At 23.5% G+C, this 15,459-nt stretch carries 20 protein-coding genes and 2 tRNA genes; 13 read left to right on the forward strand and 9 right to left on the reverse strand.

The genetic code is table 11. The annotated features are described in order from the left end of the window. Both D9V70_RS02805 and D9V70_RS02810 read left to right on the forward strand, forming a co-directional pair. On the forward strand, positions 1-354 hold a 354-nt coding region (locus tag D9V70_RS02805), incomplete at its 5' end, for an alpha/beta fold hydrolase (RefSeq protein ID WP_172599343.1). Next, positions 333-734 carry an alpha/beta fold hydrolase gene (locus tag D9V70_RS02810; protein ID WP_158356209.1) on the forward strand — a complete coding sequence of 134 codons (402 nt, stop codon included), beginning with the start codon at positions 333-335 and terminating at the stop codon, positions 732-734. The genes D9V70_RS02805 and D9V70_RS02810, both read left to right, overlap by 22 nt. A gap of 68 nt (positions 735-802) precedes the next feature. On the opposite strand, the gene D9V70_RS02815 is transcribed toward D9V70_RS02810, so the two are convergent. Continuing rightward, complete coding sequence (locus D9V70_RS02815) at positions 803-1,327, reverse strand: single-stranded DNA-binding protein (protein WP_158356210.1); 525 nt, start codon at positions 1,325-1,327, stop codon at positions 803-805. Between the two features lie 538 nt (positions 1,328-1,865). Between D9V70_RS02815 and dnaB the strand changes: the two genes are divergently transcribed. The 5 genes from dnaB (at position 1,866) to hemW (ending at position 6,824) form a co-directional block, all read left to right on the forward strand. Then, positions 1,866-3,263: a replicative DNA helicase gene (gene dnaB, locus D9V70_RS02820; protein ID WP_158356211.1), complete on the forward strand. Its 1,398-nt coding sequence runs from the start codon at positions 1,866-1,868 to the stop codon at positions 3,261-3,263. 290 nt (positions 3,264-3,553) lie between these two features. Continuing rightward, positions 3,554-4,543, forward strand: coding sequence for a glutathione synthase (gene gshB, locus D9V70_RS02825; protein WP_158356212.1), 990 nt, complete (start codon positions 3,554-3,556; stop codon positions 4,541-4,543). Next, positions 4,524-4,943: a Holliday junction resolvase RuvX gene (ruvX, locus tag D9V70_RS02830; protein ID WP_158356213.1), complete on the forward strand. Its 420-nt coding sequence runs from the start codon at positions 4,524-4,526 to the stop codon at positions 4,941-4,943. Before gshB ends, ruvX begins: the two co-directional genes overlap by 20 nt. 118 nt (positions 4,944-5,061) lie before the next feature. Then, positions 5,062-5,652 (forward strand): YggS family pyridoxal phosphate-dependent enzyme, encoded by a 591-nt coding sequence (locus tag D9V70_RS02835; RefSeq protein ID WP_253254831.1) that lies wholly within the window; start codon positions 5,062-5,064, stop codon positions 5,650-5,652. A 41-nt stretch (positions 5,653-5,693) separates the two neighbouring features. Continuing rightward, entirely contained in the window at positions 5,694-6,824 is a 1,131-nt protein-coding gene (hemW, locus tag D9V70_RS02840; RefSeq protein WP_158356215.1) for a radical SAM family heme chaperone HemW, read from the forward strand. Positions 6,825-6,831: 7 nt separating this feature from the next. Here the strand turns inward: hemW and trmB are convergent, their stop codons facing one another. Beyond that, entirely contained in the window at positions 6,832-7,551 is a 720-nt protein-coding gene (trmB, locus tag D9V70_RS02845; RefSeq protein ID WP_158356216.1) for a tRNA (guanosine(46)-N7)-methyltransferase TrmB, read from the reverse strand. A gap of 128 nt (positions 7,552-7,679) precedes the next feature. Here trmB and mutY point away from each other — a divergent pair, with 128 nt between their 5' ends. The 3 genes from mutY (at position 7,680) to murI (ending at position 9,882) form a co-directional block, all read left to right on the forward strand. Continuing rightward, positions 7,680-8,732 (forward strand): A/G-specific adenine glycosylase, encoded by a 1,053-nt coding sequence (gene mutY, locus D9V70_RS02850; RefSeq protein WP_158356217.1) that lies wholly within the window; start codon positions 7,680-7,682, stop codon positions 8,730-8,732. Between the two features lie 14 nt (positions 8,733-8,746). Next, on the forward strand, positions 8,747-8,983 hold the full coding sequence (locus tag D9V70_RS02855; protein WP_158356218.1) for an oxidative damage protection protein: 237 nt from the start codon (positions 8,747-8,749) through the stop codon (positions 8,981-8,983). A 116-nt stretch (positions 8,984-9,099) separates the two neighbouring features. Next, complete coding sequence (murI, locus tag D9V70_RS02860; RefSeq protein WP_158356219.1) at positions 9,100-9,882, forward strand: glutamate racemase; 783 nt, start codon at positions 9,100-9,102, stop codon at positions 9,880-9,882. Here the strand turns inward: murI and sbcB are convergent. Continuing rightward, on the reverse strand, positions 9,869-11,305 hold the full coding sequence (gene sbcB / locus D9V70_RS02865; protein WP_158356220.1) for an exodeoxyribonuclease I: 1,437 nt from the start codon (positions 11,303-11,305) through the stop codon (positions 9,869-9,871). The genes murI and sbcB overlap by 14 nt on opposite strands. 68 nt (positions 11,306-11,373) lie before the next feature. Here sbcB and D9V70_RS02870 point away from each other — a divergent pair, with 68 nt between their 5' ends. Then, positions 11,374-11,679 carry a DUF496 family protein gene (locus tag D9V70_RS02870; RefSeq protein ID WP_158356221.1) on the forward strand — a complete coding sequence of 102 codons (306 nt, stop codon included), beginning with the start codon at positions 11,374-11,376 and terminating at the stop codon, positions 11,677-11,679. An 8-nt stretch (positions 11,680-11,687) separates the two neighbouring features. Here the strand turns inward: D9V70_RS02870 and D9V70_RS02875 are convergent. After that, positions 11,688-11,760, reverse strand: a tRNA-Asn gene (locus D9V70_RS02875). A gap of 139 nt (positions 11,761-11,899) precedes the next feature. On the opposite strand from D9V70_RS02875, the gene D9V70_RS02880 reads away from it, so the two are divergent. Together D9V70_RS02880 and pyrE are read left to right on the forward strand one after the other, a co-directional pair. After that, a tRNA-Ile gene (locus tag D9V70_RS02880) sits at positions 11,900-11,975 on the forward strand. 96 nt (positions 11,976-12,071) lie between these two features. Next, positions 12,072-12,719: an orotate phosphoribosyltransferase gene (gene pyrE, locus D9V70_RS02885; protein WP_158356222.1), complete on the forward strand. Its 648-nt coding sequence runs from the start codon at positions 12,072-12,074 to the stop codon at positions 12,717-12,719. 18 nt (positions 12,720-12,737) lie between these two features. On the opposite strand, the gene dut is transcribed toward pyrE, so the two are convergent. The 5 genes from dut to rpsF form a co-directional block, all read right to left on the reverse strand. Continuing rightward, the gene (gene dut / locus D9V70_RS02890; protein WP_253254832.1) at positions 12,738-13,196 is read right to left on the reverse strand and encodes a dUTP diphosphatase; all 459 of its coding nucleotides are present in this window, start codon (positions 13,194-13,196) and stop codon (positions 12,738-12,740) included. Positions 13,197-13,245: 49 nt separating this feature from the next. Then, the gene (gene cysQ, locus D9V70_RS02895) at positions 13,246-13,998 is read right to left on the reverse strand and encodes a 3'(2'),5'-bisphosphate nucleotidase CysQ (protein ID WP_158356224.1); all 753 of its coding nucleotides are present in this window, start codon (positions 13,996-13,998) and stop codon (positions 13,246-13,248) included. 46 nt (positions 13,999-14,044) lie between these two features. After that, positions 14,045-14,497, reverse strand: a complete 453-nt coding sequence (rplI, locus tag D9V70_RS02900; RefSeq protein ID WP_158356225.1) for a 50S ribosomal protein L9 — start codon at positions 14,495-14,497, stop codon at positions 14,045-14,047. Positions 14,498-14,536: 39 nt separating this feature from the next. Next, entirely contained in the window at positions 14,537-14,764 is a 228-nt protein-coding gene (gene rpsR / locus D9V70_RS02905; RefSeq protein WP_158356226.1) for a 30S ribosomal protein S18, read from the reverse strand. Between the two features lie 94 nt (positions 14,765-14,858). Then, positions 14,859-15,200, reverse strand: a complete 342-nt coding sequence (gene rpsF, locus D9V70_RS02910; RefSeq protein ID WP_158356227.1) for a 30S ribosomal protein S6 — start codon at positions 15,198-15,200, stop codon at positions 14,859-14,861. Positions 15,201-15,459: the final 259 nt, after the last annotated feature.

Below are 15,459 nucleotides of genomic sequence, written 5' to 3' on the forward strand. Positions count from 1 at the left end.
AAAATAAATATTATTTTACTTAGCGGATGGGGAGTAAATTCAAAAATCTGGTTTTTTATTGCTAAAGAATTACAAAAGTTTTTTAAAGTTCATTTAATTGATTTACCAGGATTTGGAAAAAATAAAAAATTACATCCTATGAAAATAGATCAAATAATTAAAATATTACATCATTATATGCCAAAAAATTCTATTTGGATGGGATGGTCTATCGGTGGATTAATTGTCAATCAATTTGCATTAACTTATCCAAAAGATACCTTAGCGGTTATCAATGTAGCTTCTTCTCCATGTTTTATAGAACGAAAAAACTGGCCAGGAATAAAAAAAAAATGTTTGAAAATTTTTATTTAAATTTGCAAAAAAACTACTTTAAAACAATAAATAATTTTTTTAATTTACATACCATAAACTCAACTGAATGCAAACAAGATTTAATAGTTTTAAAACAAATACTATATTCTGAAATACCCCCGAGTACAAATTTTTTAAAAAATAGTTTACAAATCATTTTTAATTTAGATCTGCGTTCAGATATATCTTTTCTTAGTATTCCTATATTACGTATATATGGTTCGTTAGATAATTTAATACCTATAAAAATAGCAAAAATACTTGATAAAAAATGGCCAAAAACTAGGTCTATTATAATCAAAAAATCAGGTCATATTCCATTTGTTTCGCATAAAATAGAATTTTGTTGTAAATTGTTAGATTTTTTGAAATTATTTTAATATAGTACGCAATTAGCCCCAAGAAAATTGGGGCTTTAATTAGTTGTAATTCTTAATAATATATTATCTCAAAAAGGAATTTCGTCATCAAAATCTATTTCTGAATTAGAATTAATTGAATCATTATTTAATTTATATTTTTCAGTATTATTCTCAAAATCTACTTTTTCTATTTTTTTATTTTTAGATAAAATAGTATTATTATCATTAGTAGCCATTGCAGACATTGTTTGCAAATTCGAATTACGATTTCCTAACATTTGCATTGTACCACCAATATTTACAATTATTTCTGTGGTATAACGATCGAGACCATTTTGGTCTTGCCATTTTCTAGTTTGTAATGAACCTTCAATATATACTTGAGAACCTTTTCTAAGATATTCACCAGCAATTTCTGCTAATTTTCCAAATAATACTATTCGATGCCATTCTGTTTTTTCTTTGCTCTCTCCAGTATTTTTATCCTTCCAATTTTCTGAAGTCGCTAATGTCATATTGACAACTGCATTACCATTAGGCATATATCGAACTTCCGGATCTTGTCCTAAATGTCCAATTAAAATTACTTTATTAACACCTCTACTTGCCATAAAAAACTCCATTTTCATATTTAATAAAAAATAATATTTTCTATATATTGATTTCAATTATACATGCTAAGTATTTTATTTAGTATGATCAAATTTATAAAAGTGATATATTATTTTTTGAGATTTTAAAACAATTATAATTTCTATATTTATTCAATCTTTTATTAGAAATTTATCAATAATATTAACATAGAAAACAGTATTATAAATATAAGAAATAATTATAACAAATTTAGACATTACAAACCCTTCTAAAATAATTTATTAAATTAAATTGATTTGTTGACTATTTTTAGAATGCGAAAAAAATATTTCAATAAAGTTTTATAACTAGAAATATTATTTATTATTGAAAATACCATGAATAAAACTTATTTATCATAGATAAAATATTATTAATATGTATTTTATAATGTTTTAAATCTATATTTATAGATAATAAAATAAAAAAAATTTGAAAAAGGAGATAAATAGATCAATTTGTAAATGATCTATTATTGCAATATTACGATATAATTTCATAGTGATTCACTAAATAATGGTATATGCAATAAATATGGCTAAAAATAAATTATATTTACATCAAATTAATAGATTAAAAATTCCACCACATTCTTTAGAAGCAGAACAATCCGTATTAGGTGGTTTAATGTTAGATAATGAACAATGGGATACAGTTTCAGAACATGTGGTTGCTGACGATTTTTTTAGTAAACCACATCGTCTAATATTTCAAGAAATGCAACAACTTCTTGATTTAGGATATCCAATTGATTTAATTACTTTATCTGAATCTTTAGAACAAAAAGGAAAGTTAGAAAGTGTAGGTAGATTTTCTTATTTAGCTGAACTATCAAAAAATACTCCTAGCACAGCTAATATTACTGCATATGCTGATATAGTTCGAGAACGTGCAATAGTAAGAGAAATGATATTAGTAGCTAATAAAATAGCTAATGCTGGATACGATACACAAGGTAGAAAAAGTGAAGAACTATTAGATTATGCAGAATCAAGCGTTTTTAAAATTGCAGAAAAACGTTTTAAAAAAGATTCAGGACCAAAAAATGTAGAACAAATTCTTGATGAAACTGTTGCTAGTATCGAAAAATTATTTTTATCACCTCATGATGGAGTAACAGGAATAAATACAGGATATCAAGATTTAAATAAAAAAACATCTGGATTACAACGTTCTGAATTAATTATTATTGCAGCTAGACCTTCAATGGGAAAAACTACATTTGCAATGAATTTGTGTGAAAATGCTGCTATGCTATATGATAAACCAGTTCTAATTTTTAGTTTAGAAATGCCTGGAGAACAAATTATGATGCGCATGCTAGCATCTTTATCTAGAGTAAATCAAGCAAGAATTCGTACTGGTCAGTTAAATGATGAAGATTGGGCTCGTATGTCTGGCACAATTAATGTACTTCTTAAAAAAAAGAACATTTATATTGATGACTCTTCAGCACTAACTCCGAGTGAAGTTCGTTCAAGAGCACGTAGAATTTATCGAGAAAATAACGGACTAACTTTAATCATGGTAGATTATTTACAACTAATGAGAGTCCCTTCTCTATCAGACAACCGAACGCTTGAAATTGCAGAAATATCTAGAACTTTAAAAGCATTAGCAAAAGAACTTCAAGTTCCGGTAATAGCGTTATCACAACTTAATCGATCTTTAGAACAAAGATCAGATAAAAGACCTGTAAATTCAGATTTACGTGAATCAGGTTCTCTAGAACAAGATGCAGATTTAATAATGTTTATATACCGTGATGAAATTTACCATGAAAATAGTGATTTTAAAGGGATAGCAGAAATAATTATTGGAAAACAAAGAAATGGTCCTATTGGAACAGTGTGTTTGACATTTAATGGACACTGGTCTAGATTTGACAATTATTCTGGTACTAAATATGATTAATCATTCAAGTAAATAGTAATTATATTAATATAATATTAAAAATTAATAATCATCAAAAAATATTTTTTTAATTATTTAACAATAAAAATTAATTTTTTAAATAAGTTATTTAAATAATAAAAATAAAAAACCTTACAAAAATAATTTTTTCAATATATTTTAGAAAATAATAAAATAATTAAAATAATATTATTTTAGTTTTAAATATATAAATCTATAACATATTCAAATTCAATAAAAATAAACACTACCTATTTAAAAATATTTTTTCATTAAATAAGATTAAATATATGTATAAAAATAAAAGTATAAAAATTGGAATATTAATGGATCCTATTGAATCTATTAATATAAAAAAAGATTCAAGTTTCGCTATTTTACTAGAAGTTCAAAAAAGAGATCATATAATTTATTATATGGAGATGAATGATCTCTATTTGAAAAATGGTCGTTCATATTCAAGAGTACGTTTAATTAAATTAAATAACAACGTAAAAAAATGGTATAATATTATTGATGAAAAACACATTTCTCTAAACATATTAGATGTTATCTTAATGAGAAAAGATCCTCCATTTAATACTGAATTTATTTATGCAACATATATACTAGAACGTGCAGAACATGCTGGTGTATTAATCATTAATAAACCTCAAAGTTTAAGAGATTGTAATGAAAAAATGTTTATATCATGGTTTCCTGAATGGACAACAGATACTTTGGTCACAAGAAGTTCTTTTAGGATAAAAAAATTTTTTGAAGAATATCAGGATATTATAATTAAACCATTAAATGGAATGGGAGGTACTAGTATATTTCGCATTAAAAAAAATGATTTTAACCTATCAGTAATTATTGAAACAATAACCAATTACGAAAAAAGATTTTGCATGGTACAAGCTTATCTTCCAAAAATAAAATTTGGAGATAAAAGAGTATTATTAGTCAATGGAAAACCAATTCCATGGTGTTTGGCAAGAATTCCGAAAACTGGAGAAACAAGAGCTAATTTAGCAGCTGGAGGAAAGGGAAAAGTACAATCACTAAGCGACATTGATTGGAAAATAGCTAATCATTTAGCTCCGATTTTAAAAAGAAAAGGTTTAATTTTAGTTGGATTAGATATTATAGGAGATAAATTGACTGAAATTAATGTTACAAGCCCAACAGGAATTTGCGAAATTGAATCAGAAAAAAATATTTCTATTACTGGTATCTTAATAGATTATATTGAAGAAAAAGTATACAAGAGAGCGAAAAATGATAGTAATCGCATTTGATTTTGGTTTAAAAAAAATAGGAATAGCAGTAGGAGAAAATATTACTAAAAGAGGAAAACCTTTAAGAGTTTTAAATGCACGTAATGGAATTCCAAATTGGAATATTATAAAAGATTTACTAAAATGTTGGAAACCCACATTTTTAATTGTTGGTCTTCCATTAAATATAGATGGTACAAAACAAAAAATCACTAAAAAATCTGAAAAATTTGCTAATTTGTTAAAATGCAAGTTTAATATTTTAGTAAAAATGCATGATGAACGTTTGAGTACTGTAGAAGCTAAATCAATAATTTTTGCACAAGGCGGATTTAAACAGCTAAAAAAAACAAACATTCATTCTTTTTCAGCTATGATCATATTAGAAAGTTGGTTAAATCAAAATATGTTTAAAATTTAACAAAATAAATAACATTAAAAAGAAAAAATATGAAAAATATAATCTATAATTATAAAAATTTAAAAAAAAAATACAAATTTTTATTAAAAAAAATAATCTTTCTACAAAAAAAGTAAAAATCGTTACAGTTACTAAAAATCAAAATATTAACATTATTGAACAATCGATATTGTTAGGAATTAAAGAATTTGGAGAAAACTATATACAAGAAAGTATTTTCAAAATACAAAAATTAAAAAAATATAAAAATATTATTTGGCATTTTATTGGAAAATTACAATCTAATAAAACTAAACTAGTTGCTCAAAATTTTGATTGGTGTCAAACAATTGACAGAGAAAAAATTGCGGTTTTACTAAATCAGTATAGACCGACCCATCTACTTCCTATAAACGTTTTAATGCAAATTAATATTTCTAAACAGACAAAAAAAAATGGTGTTAATATAAATAAATATGAAAAATTAGCAAAAATTATTTCTGTAATGCCTAATCTCAACTTTCGCGGAATTATGGCAATGCCTGAAATAAAAAAAAATATCATTAATAATGATGCTCAATATATAAAATTAAAAATTATATTTAGTCAATTAAGAAGAAAATATCCATCAGTAGATACACTTTCTTTAGGAACAAGTGTTGATATTAAACAATCTTTAATTGCTGATAGTAATATGATACGAATTGGACGTAAAATTTTTAATAAATAAAACTCATTAAATTATTATCAAACTCATTAAAAAGTATTTTTATGTTGAAATTGTCTCCTATTAGTTTATATATTCATATTCCCTGGTGTTTAAAAAAATGTGGGTATTGTGATTTTTATTCTTACGTTAGTAAAGAAATTATTCCTGAAAAAAAATATATTGAAAATTTATTAAAAGATTTTGAACAAGACTTAAATTCTGTACAAAATAGAATAATAAACACCATATTTATTGGTGGAGGGACACCTAGTTTATTAAAAAACATATCTATAAGAAAACTAATTTATGGTATTAAAGAAAGATCCTTAGTTTCTAAAAATGTAGAAATAACTATAGAAGCTAATCCTAAAATAATAGAATGTCAGCGTTTTATTCATTATAAAGAATCTGGTATTAATCGTTTTTCTCTAGGAGTTCAAAGTTTTCATTCAAATCTATTGAAAAAAATAGAACGTACATATAATTCAGATGAAGTGATCAATTCAATTAAAACATTAAAAAAAACAAGTGAAAATATTAACTTAGATTTAATGTATGGATTACCTGAACAAACTTTAGAACATTCTCTATTAGATTTACAATATGCTATTAAATATAATCCAAATCATATATCATGGTATCAATTAACTATAGAACCTAATACTCCATTTTATTCGAAAAAACTAAATCTACCTAAGGAAAATACGATTTTTAAAATATTTTCTAAAGGAGATAAATTATTAAAAAAATCAGGATATAAAAAATATGAAATTTCTTCATATTCAAAACCAAATTATCAATGCCAACACAACCTGAATTATTGGAATTTTGGAGATTATATAGGAATAGGTTGTGGAGCTCATGGAAAAATCACTAAAAAAAATGGTAAAATTATTCGAACTTTTAAAAATAAAAATATAAAAGATTATTTAAACGGAAACTATTTAAATTCTATAAACATAGTATCTGAAGAAGATAAAATTTTTGAATATTTTATGAATACTTTTAGATTATATAAACCTGTCTTTAAAAGACATTTTAGAGAAAAGATCAATATAAATGAAACTAATATAGAAAAAAAAATCCAAATAGCAATAAAAAATGGATTGTTGATTAATACAAAAAATTATTGGAACACTACAAAAAAAGGTAAATTATTTTTAAATTCATTATTAAAAATTTTTTTAAAGTAAACTAAGATTATGATTTTTTTAATTCAAACATTAATTCAAAAATATCATTACCACAAAGATATGCTTTTCTTTCAAAATCAGTTATTATGCGACATGCAGGACGCACAACAAAATTATTTGTTTTAGACAAATTTTTATAATTATGAATATATTGAATCTTATCTAATATGTATAAAGCATATTCTTTGGAATCAGTAACAATGTGCAATATGCCAGTACAAATTAACTTTTTAGAAAGAATCTTTAAAAAATTTTCCTGTATAAGTCTTCTTTTTTTATGACGTTTTTTATTCCATGGATCTGGAAAAAAAATTTGTACAGTTGATAAAGTATGATCCATAATCATATGATTAATAACTTCCATTGCATCATAATAAATAATTTTTAGATTTTGAACTTTAGAAAGATAAGCTAAATTTAAGCAAGATCCTATTCCTGACTGATACACTTCTATTCCTAAGAAATTTTTATTAGGGAAATTAATTGCGGTTTGTACCAAAGATTTTCCTGAACCAAATCCAATTTCTAATATAATTGGAGCAGAAAAACGAAATATAGAAAAAAAATTTAATGGTGTTAATTGAAATTCAATTCCAATTAACGGCCAATATTTTTTAATTGCATTTAGTTGAGATATAGTAGTACGACCTTTTCTACATACAAAACTACGGATTTTACGTAAAAAAACACCATTATTATATTTAGGTGTTAAAATATTATTTTTCATTATTGATAGAATTATTTTTATAGTTTATTTTAAATAAAAAATTTTTACTATTTTAGTAGTATAACATTCAATATATTTCTACAATATATTTTTTTAGAATTTTTTATAAAAAATGGTTTTATATTAATATGACAATATATTCCTTTTCTCAATTAGTTTTAAATTGGTATCACGTATATGGTAGAAAAGATTTGCCATGGCAAAAAAATAAAACGTTATACATAGTTTGGATATCTGAAATAATGTTGCAACAAACCAAAGTACAATCTGTTATTCCATATTTTAAAAAATTTATATCATATTTTCCAAATATACAATCTTTAATTAATGCTAAATTAGATGATATTTTATATTTATGGAGTGGTTTAGGATATTATAATAGAGCGAGAAACATTTATAAATCTGCTCAAATTATTCAAAAACAACATCAAGGAATTTTCCCTAATCAATTTACAGATATAATTAAACTTCCAGGAATAGGAAAATCTACAGCAGGAGCTATTTTATCTTTGTCATTAAATTTTTCTCATTCTATCTTAGATAGTAATGTAAAAAGAGTTTTGATTCGTTATTATGGAATAAAAAGTTCTTTAAAAAATCAAAAAATAGAAAAAAAACTATGGTCTATAATTGAATTAATTACACCAATACATAATAGTGGTAAATTTAATCAAGCTATGATGGATATTGGATCATTAATTTGTATACATAAACAAGCAAAATGTTATATTTGTCCATTAAGTCAAAAATGTGTTGCACATATAGAACAAAAATGGGAAAAATATCCTATAAAAGTAATTAAAAAAAAATCTCCAAAAAAAATATCTTGGTTTGTTTTAATTAAATTTCATCATTATATTTGGATAGAAAAAAATACAGAAAAAAATATTTGGAAAAATTTGTTTTGTTTTCCAAGTTTTGATACAAAGAAAAAAGCATTATTATGGTTAAAAGAAAAAAAAATAAATATAAATAAAAGAAAAGAAATGATATCATTTATTCATAAATTTAGTCATTTAATTTTACATATTCATCCTATTTTAATTGATTTATCATCTATTATTACCATTTATGAACAACAAAACATAGGTATTTGGTATAATCTATATAAATCTCAACATATAGCATTGCCTCAACCTGTAAAAAAAATACTTGAAAATTTTAAAAAAGATATCCTTTAAAGGGAATAAAAAAAATGTCTCGTATAATTTTTTGCACATTTTTACAGAAAAATTCTGAAGCTCAAGATTATCAATCTTATCCTGGTGAACTAGGAAAAAAAATATATAATCAAATTTCTCAAGAAGCATGGAAAAAATGGATGATTCAACAGACGATGTTAATTAATGAAAAAAAACTTAATATGTATAATATTAATCATCGAAAGATAATAGAGAAAGAAATGAAATTATTTTTATTTAAAGAATCATAAAAAAATACAAAATACTATTATTAAAAAACACTATTATTAATGATAATTAATACTTTTAAATATTAAATAATATTTAATTTTAAAAAATACTTTTATTTTATAAAAAAAATCGTACAGTGCTAATATTTGATTCGGGAGTAGGTGGTTTATCTATATTAAAATATATAAAAAGAAAACTACCAAATATATATTATATATACATATTAGATAATGAATGTTTTCCTTATGGTAATAAGGAAAAACTTTTTATTCTTAAAAGGAATATTAAGATCATTAACGAAGTAAAAAAGATGTACCCTATTAATATGGTCTTAATTGCATGTAACACAGCAAGTACTACTAGTTTATTTGCTTTAAGAAAAAAATTTAATTTTCCTATCATTGGAATATTACCTGATATTAAATCAGCTGAAAATATTACGAAAAATAATATCATTGGTTTAATAGCAACAAAAGCAACAATTAATTCATCTTATATACAAAAAATAATACATAAAAAATCTATTAATAAAACTATTAAAATAATAGCTACTAACAAATTAGCATCAATAGCAGAAAAAAAAATAAGAGGATTTGATATAAAAAAAACAGAATTGCAAAATATTTTTAAAGCATGGATCAATCTTAAAGTACAACCTGATACAATTATATTAGGTTGCACTCATTTTTTATTATTAAAAACAGATATTCAAAAAATTTTATGTAAGTCTATTTATTTTATCGATTCTAAAAAAACTGTTATATCTAAAATCAAAAAATATTTTTACAAATTTAATATTAGTCAAAAAATAAAAAAAAATATTTTTTTATATTCAAAAGATAATAATGAATTAAAAAAACTATTATTTTTTTTAGAGCAATACAATTTTAGTACTAAAAAAAAAATCAACTTAAATTAAAATATTGATAAAATAATTTTTTATATTTTTCAATAGAAAAATCTAATAAATTATTTAGTAATATAATATGTTCTTTGTTAAGAAAATTTTGTTTTATTAACTCTTTAATTTTCATTATATATTCGTTTAAAAAAGTTGGATTTAAATTACTTAAACAATATTGCAACCATTTTTTCTTTTCACTGTTATCTAACGTTTCTAAAAAATTTCGAGCACGATAACGAAAAAATAACATCTTCAAACGAATATCATGAAAATTATAATTATTACTATTTAACAAATTTGGTGAAGTATTTCTAATAGTTTGCATGATTTTTCGATCATGAAAATCGAAAAAAGAACTATAAATTTGCAAATCTACATTTGAAGACATAGTGAAATTTCTTTCTCTAAAAAAGATCATTTTTATATTATTAATAATATTAGTATTTTTTCTTAAAAAGTTAATTTTATTATGAAATAAAGCAAGATTAAAATTTAATCGAAAACAATCTTGAATTCGTATAGATTTTATCGGAGCTACCATTGGACAACGATTAAAATATAAAAATACTATTCCTAAATGAAATAATTTTTTTATAAAACTATCATCAAAAGATATTTTTTCGCATAGACTAACTAATTTTTTTACATCTTTAAACAAGTCAATACAAATTAATATATTATTATTTTTATGCCATATGATAGGCAATATACAGCTAACATTATAACGAATAACACCAAAATAATTAGAGACGTAAATAATTGGTTTAAACTTTTTTAAATTGATGAATTTATATAATTGATGTTTTCGTCTATTCATAAAAAAAAAATTAAACAATTTTGGTTGTTTTTCTTTAATTAATTTTAATACTGAAATAGTAGCATATACATCTGACATAGCATCGTGTACATTTAAATGAGATATTTGATTTATTTTAGTTATATCTGATAGTTTAAAACTAACTAGTCCTAAATTATTTTTAGGCCATTTTATTCCATTCGGTCTTAGTGCATAACATGCTCTTAATAAAGATAATACATCCCAACGGGAATTACCATTTTTCCAGCTCCATTCATAAGGATCAAAAAAATTTCGATAAAATATATTCCTCGTAATTTCATCATCAAAATGAATGTTATTATAACCAACAATACACGTATTAGCTTGCTTAAAAATATTAAATATTTTTTTAGCAAAAATATATTCATTAGTTCCATTTTTTTGTGTATATTGAGGAGTTATCCCTGTAATTAAAATAGATTGAGGATCAGGTAAATAGTCATCTGCAAAATAACAATACAAACATTTTGGATCATCAATAATGTTAAAATTCATATCTGTTCTAATACAAGCAAATTGAGCTGGTTTATCTAAAGACGTGTGTAAACCAAAAGTTTCATAATCATAAAACAAAAATGTAGAAGATAATTGTAAATTCATAATTTTTTAATTAATAATTAAACAAAAAAAATAAAAATTCAGTATAAATTATAAAAGGTTTTTCAAAAATGTCGGATACAAAAAAATCATTTAAAAACGTATTAGAATTTGTTCATAAATTTAGAAGAAAAAATAAAATTCAAAGAGAAATATCTGATATTGAAAAAAAAATTAGAGATAATCAAAAAAGAATATTACTTTTAGATAATCTTATTCAATATATCACATCAGATATGAACTACGAAGAAATTAAAAAAATAATTTTAATGATGAAAAATGATTACGAAGATAGAATAGATGATTATATCGTTAAGAATGCAGAACTTTCAAAGGAAAAAAGAAATATATCAAAAGAATTAAAACTAGTTAACTAAAAATTTTTCTCCCCTGACTGGACTCGAACCAGTGACATACGGATTAACAGTCCGCCGTTCTACCAACTGAACTACAGAGGAATTGAATTATATATATCAAAATTTTATACTGCTGTCAAATATATATATTTTTTTTTTAAAAAAATATAAAATTTTAAAAAGAAATCTAGATTATTAGAAAAAATTGATTTATAGTAGCAGGAGTGAAATCAAAATAAAAGGCCCTTTAGCTCAGTGGTAAGAGCAGGCGACTCATAATCGCTTGGTCGCTGGTTCAAATCCAGCAAGGGCCACCAATAAAAAAATTATGCTAATTTTTAATATTAACTAAAATATTAATATTTTTTAGAATCTTATTTTAAATTTTTATGATAAATTAGGATTTAATTTTTATGCATTGGAAAAAGACATTTATAGATTTTTGTTTCAAAAAAAAAGCTTTAAAATTTGGAACATTTATACTAAAATCAGGACGAACTAGTCCTTATTTTTTTAATTCAGGTTTACTATCTAGCGGTAAAGATATAAGTAAAATTGGGTTATTTTATGCTCATGCAATAATTAATTCAAAAATAGAATTTGATTTATTATTTGGACCAGCATATAAAGGAATCCCTATAGCTGTAGCAACTTCTATAGCATTAAAAAATCACTATAATTTAGACATTCCATATGCTTTTAACCGAAAAGAAAATAAAAAATATGGAGAAAAAGGTAATTTAATAGGAAATAAAATTCAAAATAAAAAAATAATTATTTTAGATGATGTAATTACATCAGGAATTGCAATTAACCATTCTATTAAAATCATAAAAGAAAAATCAGCGCATGTCTCTTCTATTTTCGTGCTTTTAGATAGAAAAGAAAAAAGAAAAAAAAGTTTGTATAATGTTGATTATCTAAAAAATGAAAAAAAATATGCAATTAATTCAATAATTACAATTAAAGATTTGCTTAACTATTTATTAGAAAGTAATAAACTAAAAAAACATATACCAGAACTAGAAAAATATCGTGAAAAATATGGTCTTGAAAAATAATACATTAAAAAAATTTTTTTAAGTAATACCAGAATGACCAAATCCCCCATCAGAACGAATAGTTTTATCAAAACTCTTTACTAAAGAAAAAATAGGTTTGATTATTGGAATAAATATTATTTGCGCTACTCTATCATTAGGATTTATATAAAAAACTTTTTTACTACGATTCCAAATAGATATCATCAATTCACCTTGATAATCTGAATCAATTATACCTACTAAGTTTCCTAATACAATACCTTTTTTATGACCTAATCCAGATCGAGGCAAAATAATACCTGTAATATTAGGATTTTTGATATATATCGCTATACCAGTCGGTATCAATATGGTTTTCTGAGGTTTAAGTTTAATTTTTTTTTCTAAACATGCGCGAAGATCTAAACCAGACGATCCTAAGGTTGCATATTTTGGTAATGAAATATTTTTTTGTGCAGTTAAATCTATAATTTGTATTTCGATACTATTCATAATAAGATGATAATTTAAAATAAGTAATGATTATTAAGTAAAAAAAAAGCAATCATGCATGCGCACAAAAACCAGGATTTAATAAAGAAGAACAAGAAGATAATGAATAATTTAAATTATCGCCTGTCCATGTTTCAACTCTTCCACCAGCAGCAGTAACAATAGCTTGACCAGCAGCAGTATCCCAAATATAAGTTTCTCCAAATCTTGGATAAATTTGAGCTACTCCTTCGGCAATTAAACAAAATTTTAGAGAAGAACCCATGTTTTTTAATTCATAATGTTTTATTTTTTTTAGATAATTATTTAACTCCTTATCAGGATGAGAACGACTAGTAATTAATAATGGTATTTTTCTATTTGATTTTGATACATTAATTTTTTCTTTTACTCCTAATTTTGTCTCTTTCCAAGCATTCTCATTAAAAGCAGAGTATAAAATATTTAATGCAGGAGCATATATCACTCCTAATACTGGAACACTATTGCGAATTAAGCTAATATTCACTGTAAATTCACCATTTTTTTTTAAAAACTCTTTCGTTCCATCTAATGGGTCAATCAACCAATAATCTTTACAAGTACGATAAACGCTAAAATCGTACAATTCTTCTTCAGAAATGATTGGAAAATTTGGTTCTATTAATACTAGTCCTTTTTTAATTATATTATTAGCTTCATGATCAACATTGGTGACAGGAGTGTCATCAGATTTATAAGAAATTCTTATTAACTTTTTAGAAGTATAAAATGTCATAATCATACTTCCTGTATGACGTGCTAAGTTACATATTTTTTCTAACATTATAGTTTTTTTCTTTAAAATTAATGAAAAAAAGATTTTATCAAATTTATTTTTTTGGAATAATATGAACTATAAAATCAATGCATATTTTAATATGTGGTTGAAATATCACTCTATGTTCTCCAATTTTTCGGAGTAAACCGTTTGGTAGACGAATTTCTTTTTTATTTACTTTAACACCTAACAACATCATTTCCTTGATGATATTTCTAATACCTATAGAACCAAATATCTTGCCTTCTTTTCCTACTTTAGAAAAAATTGTTATAGTTTTTATTTTTTCAATTTTTTTAGCACGTGATTGAGCTGTGAGAAATTTGCTAATATTTTCTTGCTCTAATGCAACACGTTGTGCTTCAAAAGATTCAATGTTTTTTTTATTAGCTAAAATAGCTTTTCCCTTCGGAATTAAAAAATTTCTCGCATAACCAGATTTAACATGTATAATTGAACCAGAATCACCTAATTTATGAATTTTTTCTAAAAGAATTATTTCCATAATGCTATCTCATATATTATTGAGTATAAAAAATATTTTTTAACGATGTTGATCAGTATAAGGCAATAAAGCAAGATATCGTGCTCTCTTAATTGCTCTTGAGAGTTGTCGTTGATATTTCGCTCTAGTTCCAGTAATACGACTAGGAACAATTTTACCGCTTTCTGTAATATAGTTTTTTAAAATAGTAATATCTTTATAATCGATTTCTTGAATCCCTTCTGCAGTAAAGCGACAAAATTTTCTACGACGAAAATAACGTGCCATTTATATTATCTCCAAATATTAAAAAAATAACATATTTCTTATTAAGAAATGATTTAGTTTTGATTATTTAAAAAAATAAACTTTTTATTTGAATTTATTTTTTTTCTTTTTTTTCATCTTTTAATTTCATAATAGGAGAAGATTGAACTATTGCATTTTTTACACATATAATCATATTTCGAAGAATTATACTATTAAAGCGAAATTCTGTTTCTAAAAAATGAATAGTTTTAGGTGTTATTTCTACATTTATTAAAATATAGTGTGCTTTTTGCAATTTATTAATAGAATAAGATAATTGACGTCTTCCCCAATCTTCTAAACGATGTATAATTCCTGAGTGATGGTTGATAATTTTTTTATATTTCTCAATTAATAGTGGAACTTTTTCACTATGATCTGGATGAATCATGATAACAATTTCGTAATGACGCATAAAAATATATGCTCCTTCTGGGTTATTTAGCTTCCCTATAAGGTATAATAATTTTATAGTATTCTTTAAAGGAAGCAAGGAACTTTAAATATAGAACTGATTTCATTATATATGTTATTTTACTTTAATAAAAAAATCAATGAAATTTCATTTATAAAACAAGAAATCAACAACAATTTATACTAAAGATAGTTCTATTTTACGTTCACTTAAATTTACGGAAACAACTTTTACTTGTAAGGTATCACCAAGAGAAAAG

The sequence above is a fragment of the Buchnera aphidicola (Lipaphis pseudobrassicae) genome, assembly GCF_005081185.1.
GTDB classification, from domain to species: Bacteria; Pseudomonadota; Gammaproteobacteria; order Enterobacterales; family Enterobacteriaceae; genus Buchnera; species Buchnera aphidicola_AD.

What these genes read in the sequence shown, in the direction of transcription:
- D9V70_RS02810 (WP_158356209.1), top strand. Translation starts at nt 333, where the DNA reads ATGTTTGAAAATTTTTATTTAAATTTGCAAAAAAACTACTTTAAAACA.
- D9V70_RS02815 (WP_158356210.1), bottom strand. Translation starts at nt 1,327, where the DNA reads ATGGCAAGTAGAGGTGTTAATAAAGTAATTTTAATTGGACATTTAGGA.
- dnaB (WP_158356211.1), top strand. Translation starts at nt 1,866, where the DNA reads ATGGTATATGCAATAAATATGGCTAAAAATAAATTATATTTACATCAA.
- gshB (WP_158356212.1), top strand. Translation starts at nt 3,554, where the DNA reads ATGTATAAAAATAAAAGTATAAAAATTGGAATATTAATGGATCCTATT.
- ruvX (WP_158356213.1), top strand. Translation starts at nt 4,524, where the DNA reads ATGATAGTAATCGCATTTGATTTTGGTTTAAAAAAAATAGGAATAGCA.
- hemW (WP_158356215.1), top strand. Translation starts at nt 5,694, where the DNA reads ATGTTGAAATTGTCTCCTATTAGTTTATATATTCATATTCCCTGGTGT.
- trmB (WP_158356216.1), bottom strand. Translation starts at nt 7,551, where the DNA reads ATGAAAAATAATATTTTAACACCTAAATATAATAATGGTGTTTTTTTA.
- mutY (WP_158356217.1), top strand. Translation starts at nt 7,680, where the DNA reads ATGACAATATATTCCTTTTCTCAATTAGTTTTAAATTGGTATCACGTA.
- D9V70_RS02855 (WP_158356218.1), top strand. Translation starts at nt 8,747, where the DNA reads ATGTCTCGTATAATTTTTTGCACATTTTTACAGAAAAATTCTGAAGCT.
- sbcB (WP_158356220.1), bottom strand. Translation starts at nt 11,305, where the DNA reads ATGAATTTACAATTATCTTCTACATTTTTGTTTTATGATTATGAAACT.
- D9V70_RS02870 (WP_158356221.1), top strand. Translation starts at nt 11,374, where the DNA reads ATGTCGGATACAAAAAAATCATTTAAAAACGTATTAGAATTTGTTCAT.
- pyrE (WP_158356222.1), top strand. Translation starts at nt 12,072, where the DNA reads ATGCATTGGAAAAAGACATTTATAGATTTTTGTTTCAAAAAAAAAGCT.
- cysQ (WP_158356224.1), bottom strand. Translation starts at nt 13,998, where the DNA reads ATGTTAGAAAAAATATGTAACTTAGCACGTCATACAGGAAGTATGATT.
- rplI (WP_158356225.1), bottom strand. Translation starts at nt 14,497, where the DNA reads ATGGAAATAATTCTTTTAGAAAAAATTCATAAATTAGGTGATTCTGGT.
- rpsR (WP_158356226.1), bottom strand. Translation starts at nt 14,764, where the DNA reads ATGGCACGTTATTTTCGTCGTAGAAAATTTTGTCGCTTTACTGCAGAA.
- rpsF (WP_158356227.1), bottom strand. Translation starts at nt 15,200, where the DNA reads ATGCGTCATTACGAAATTGTTATCATGATTCATCCAGATCATAGTGAA.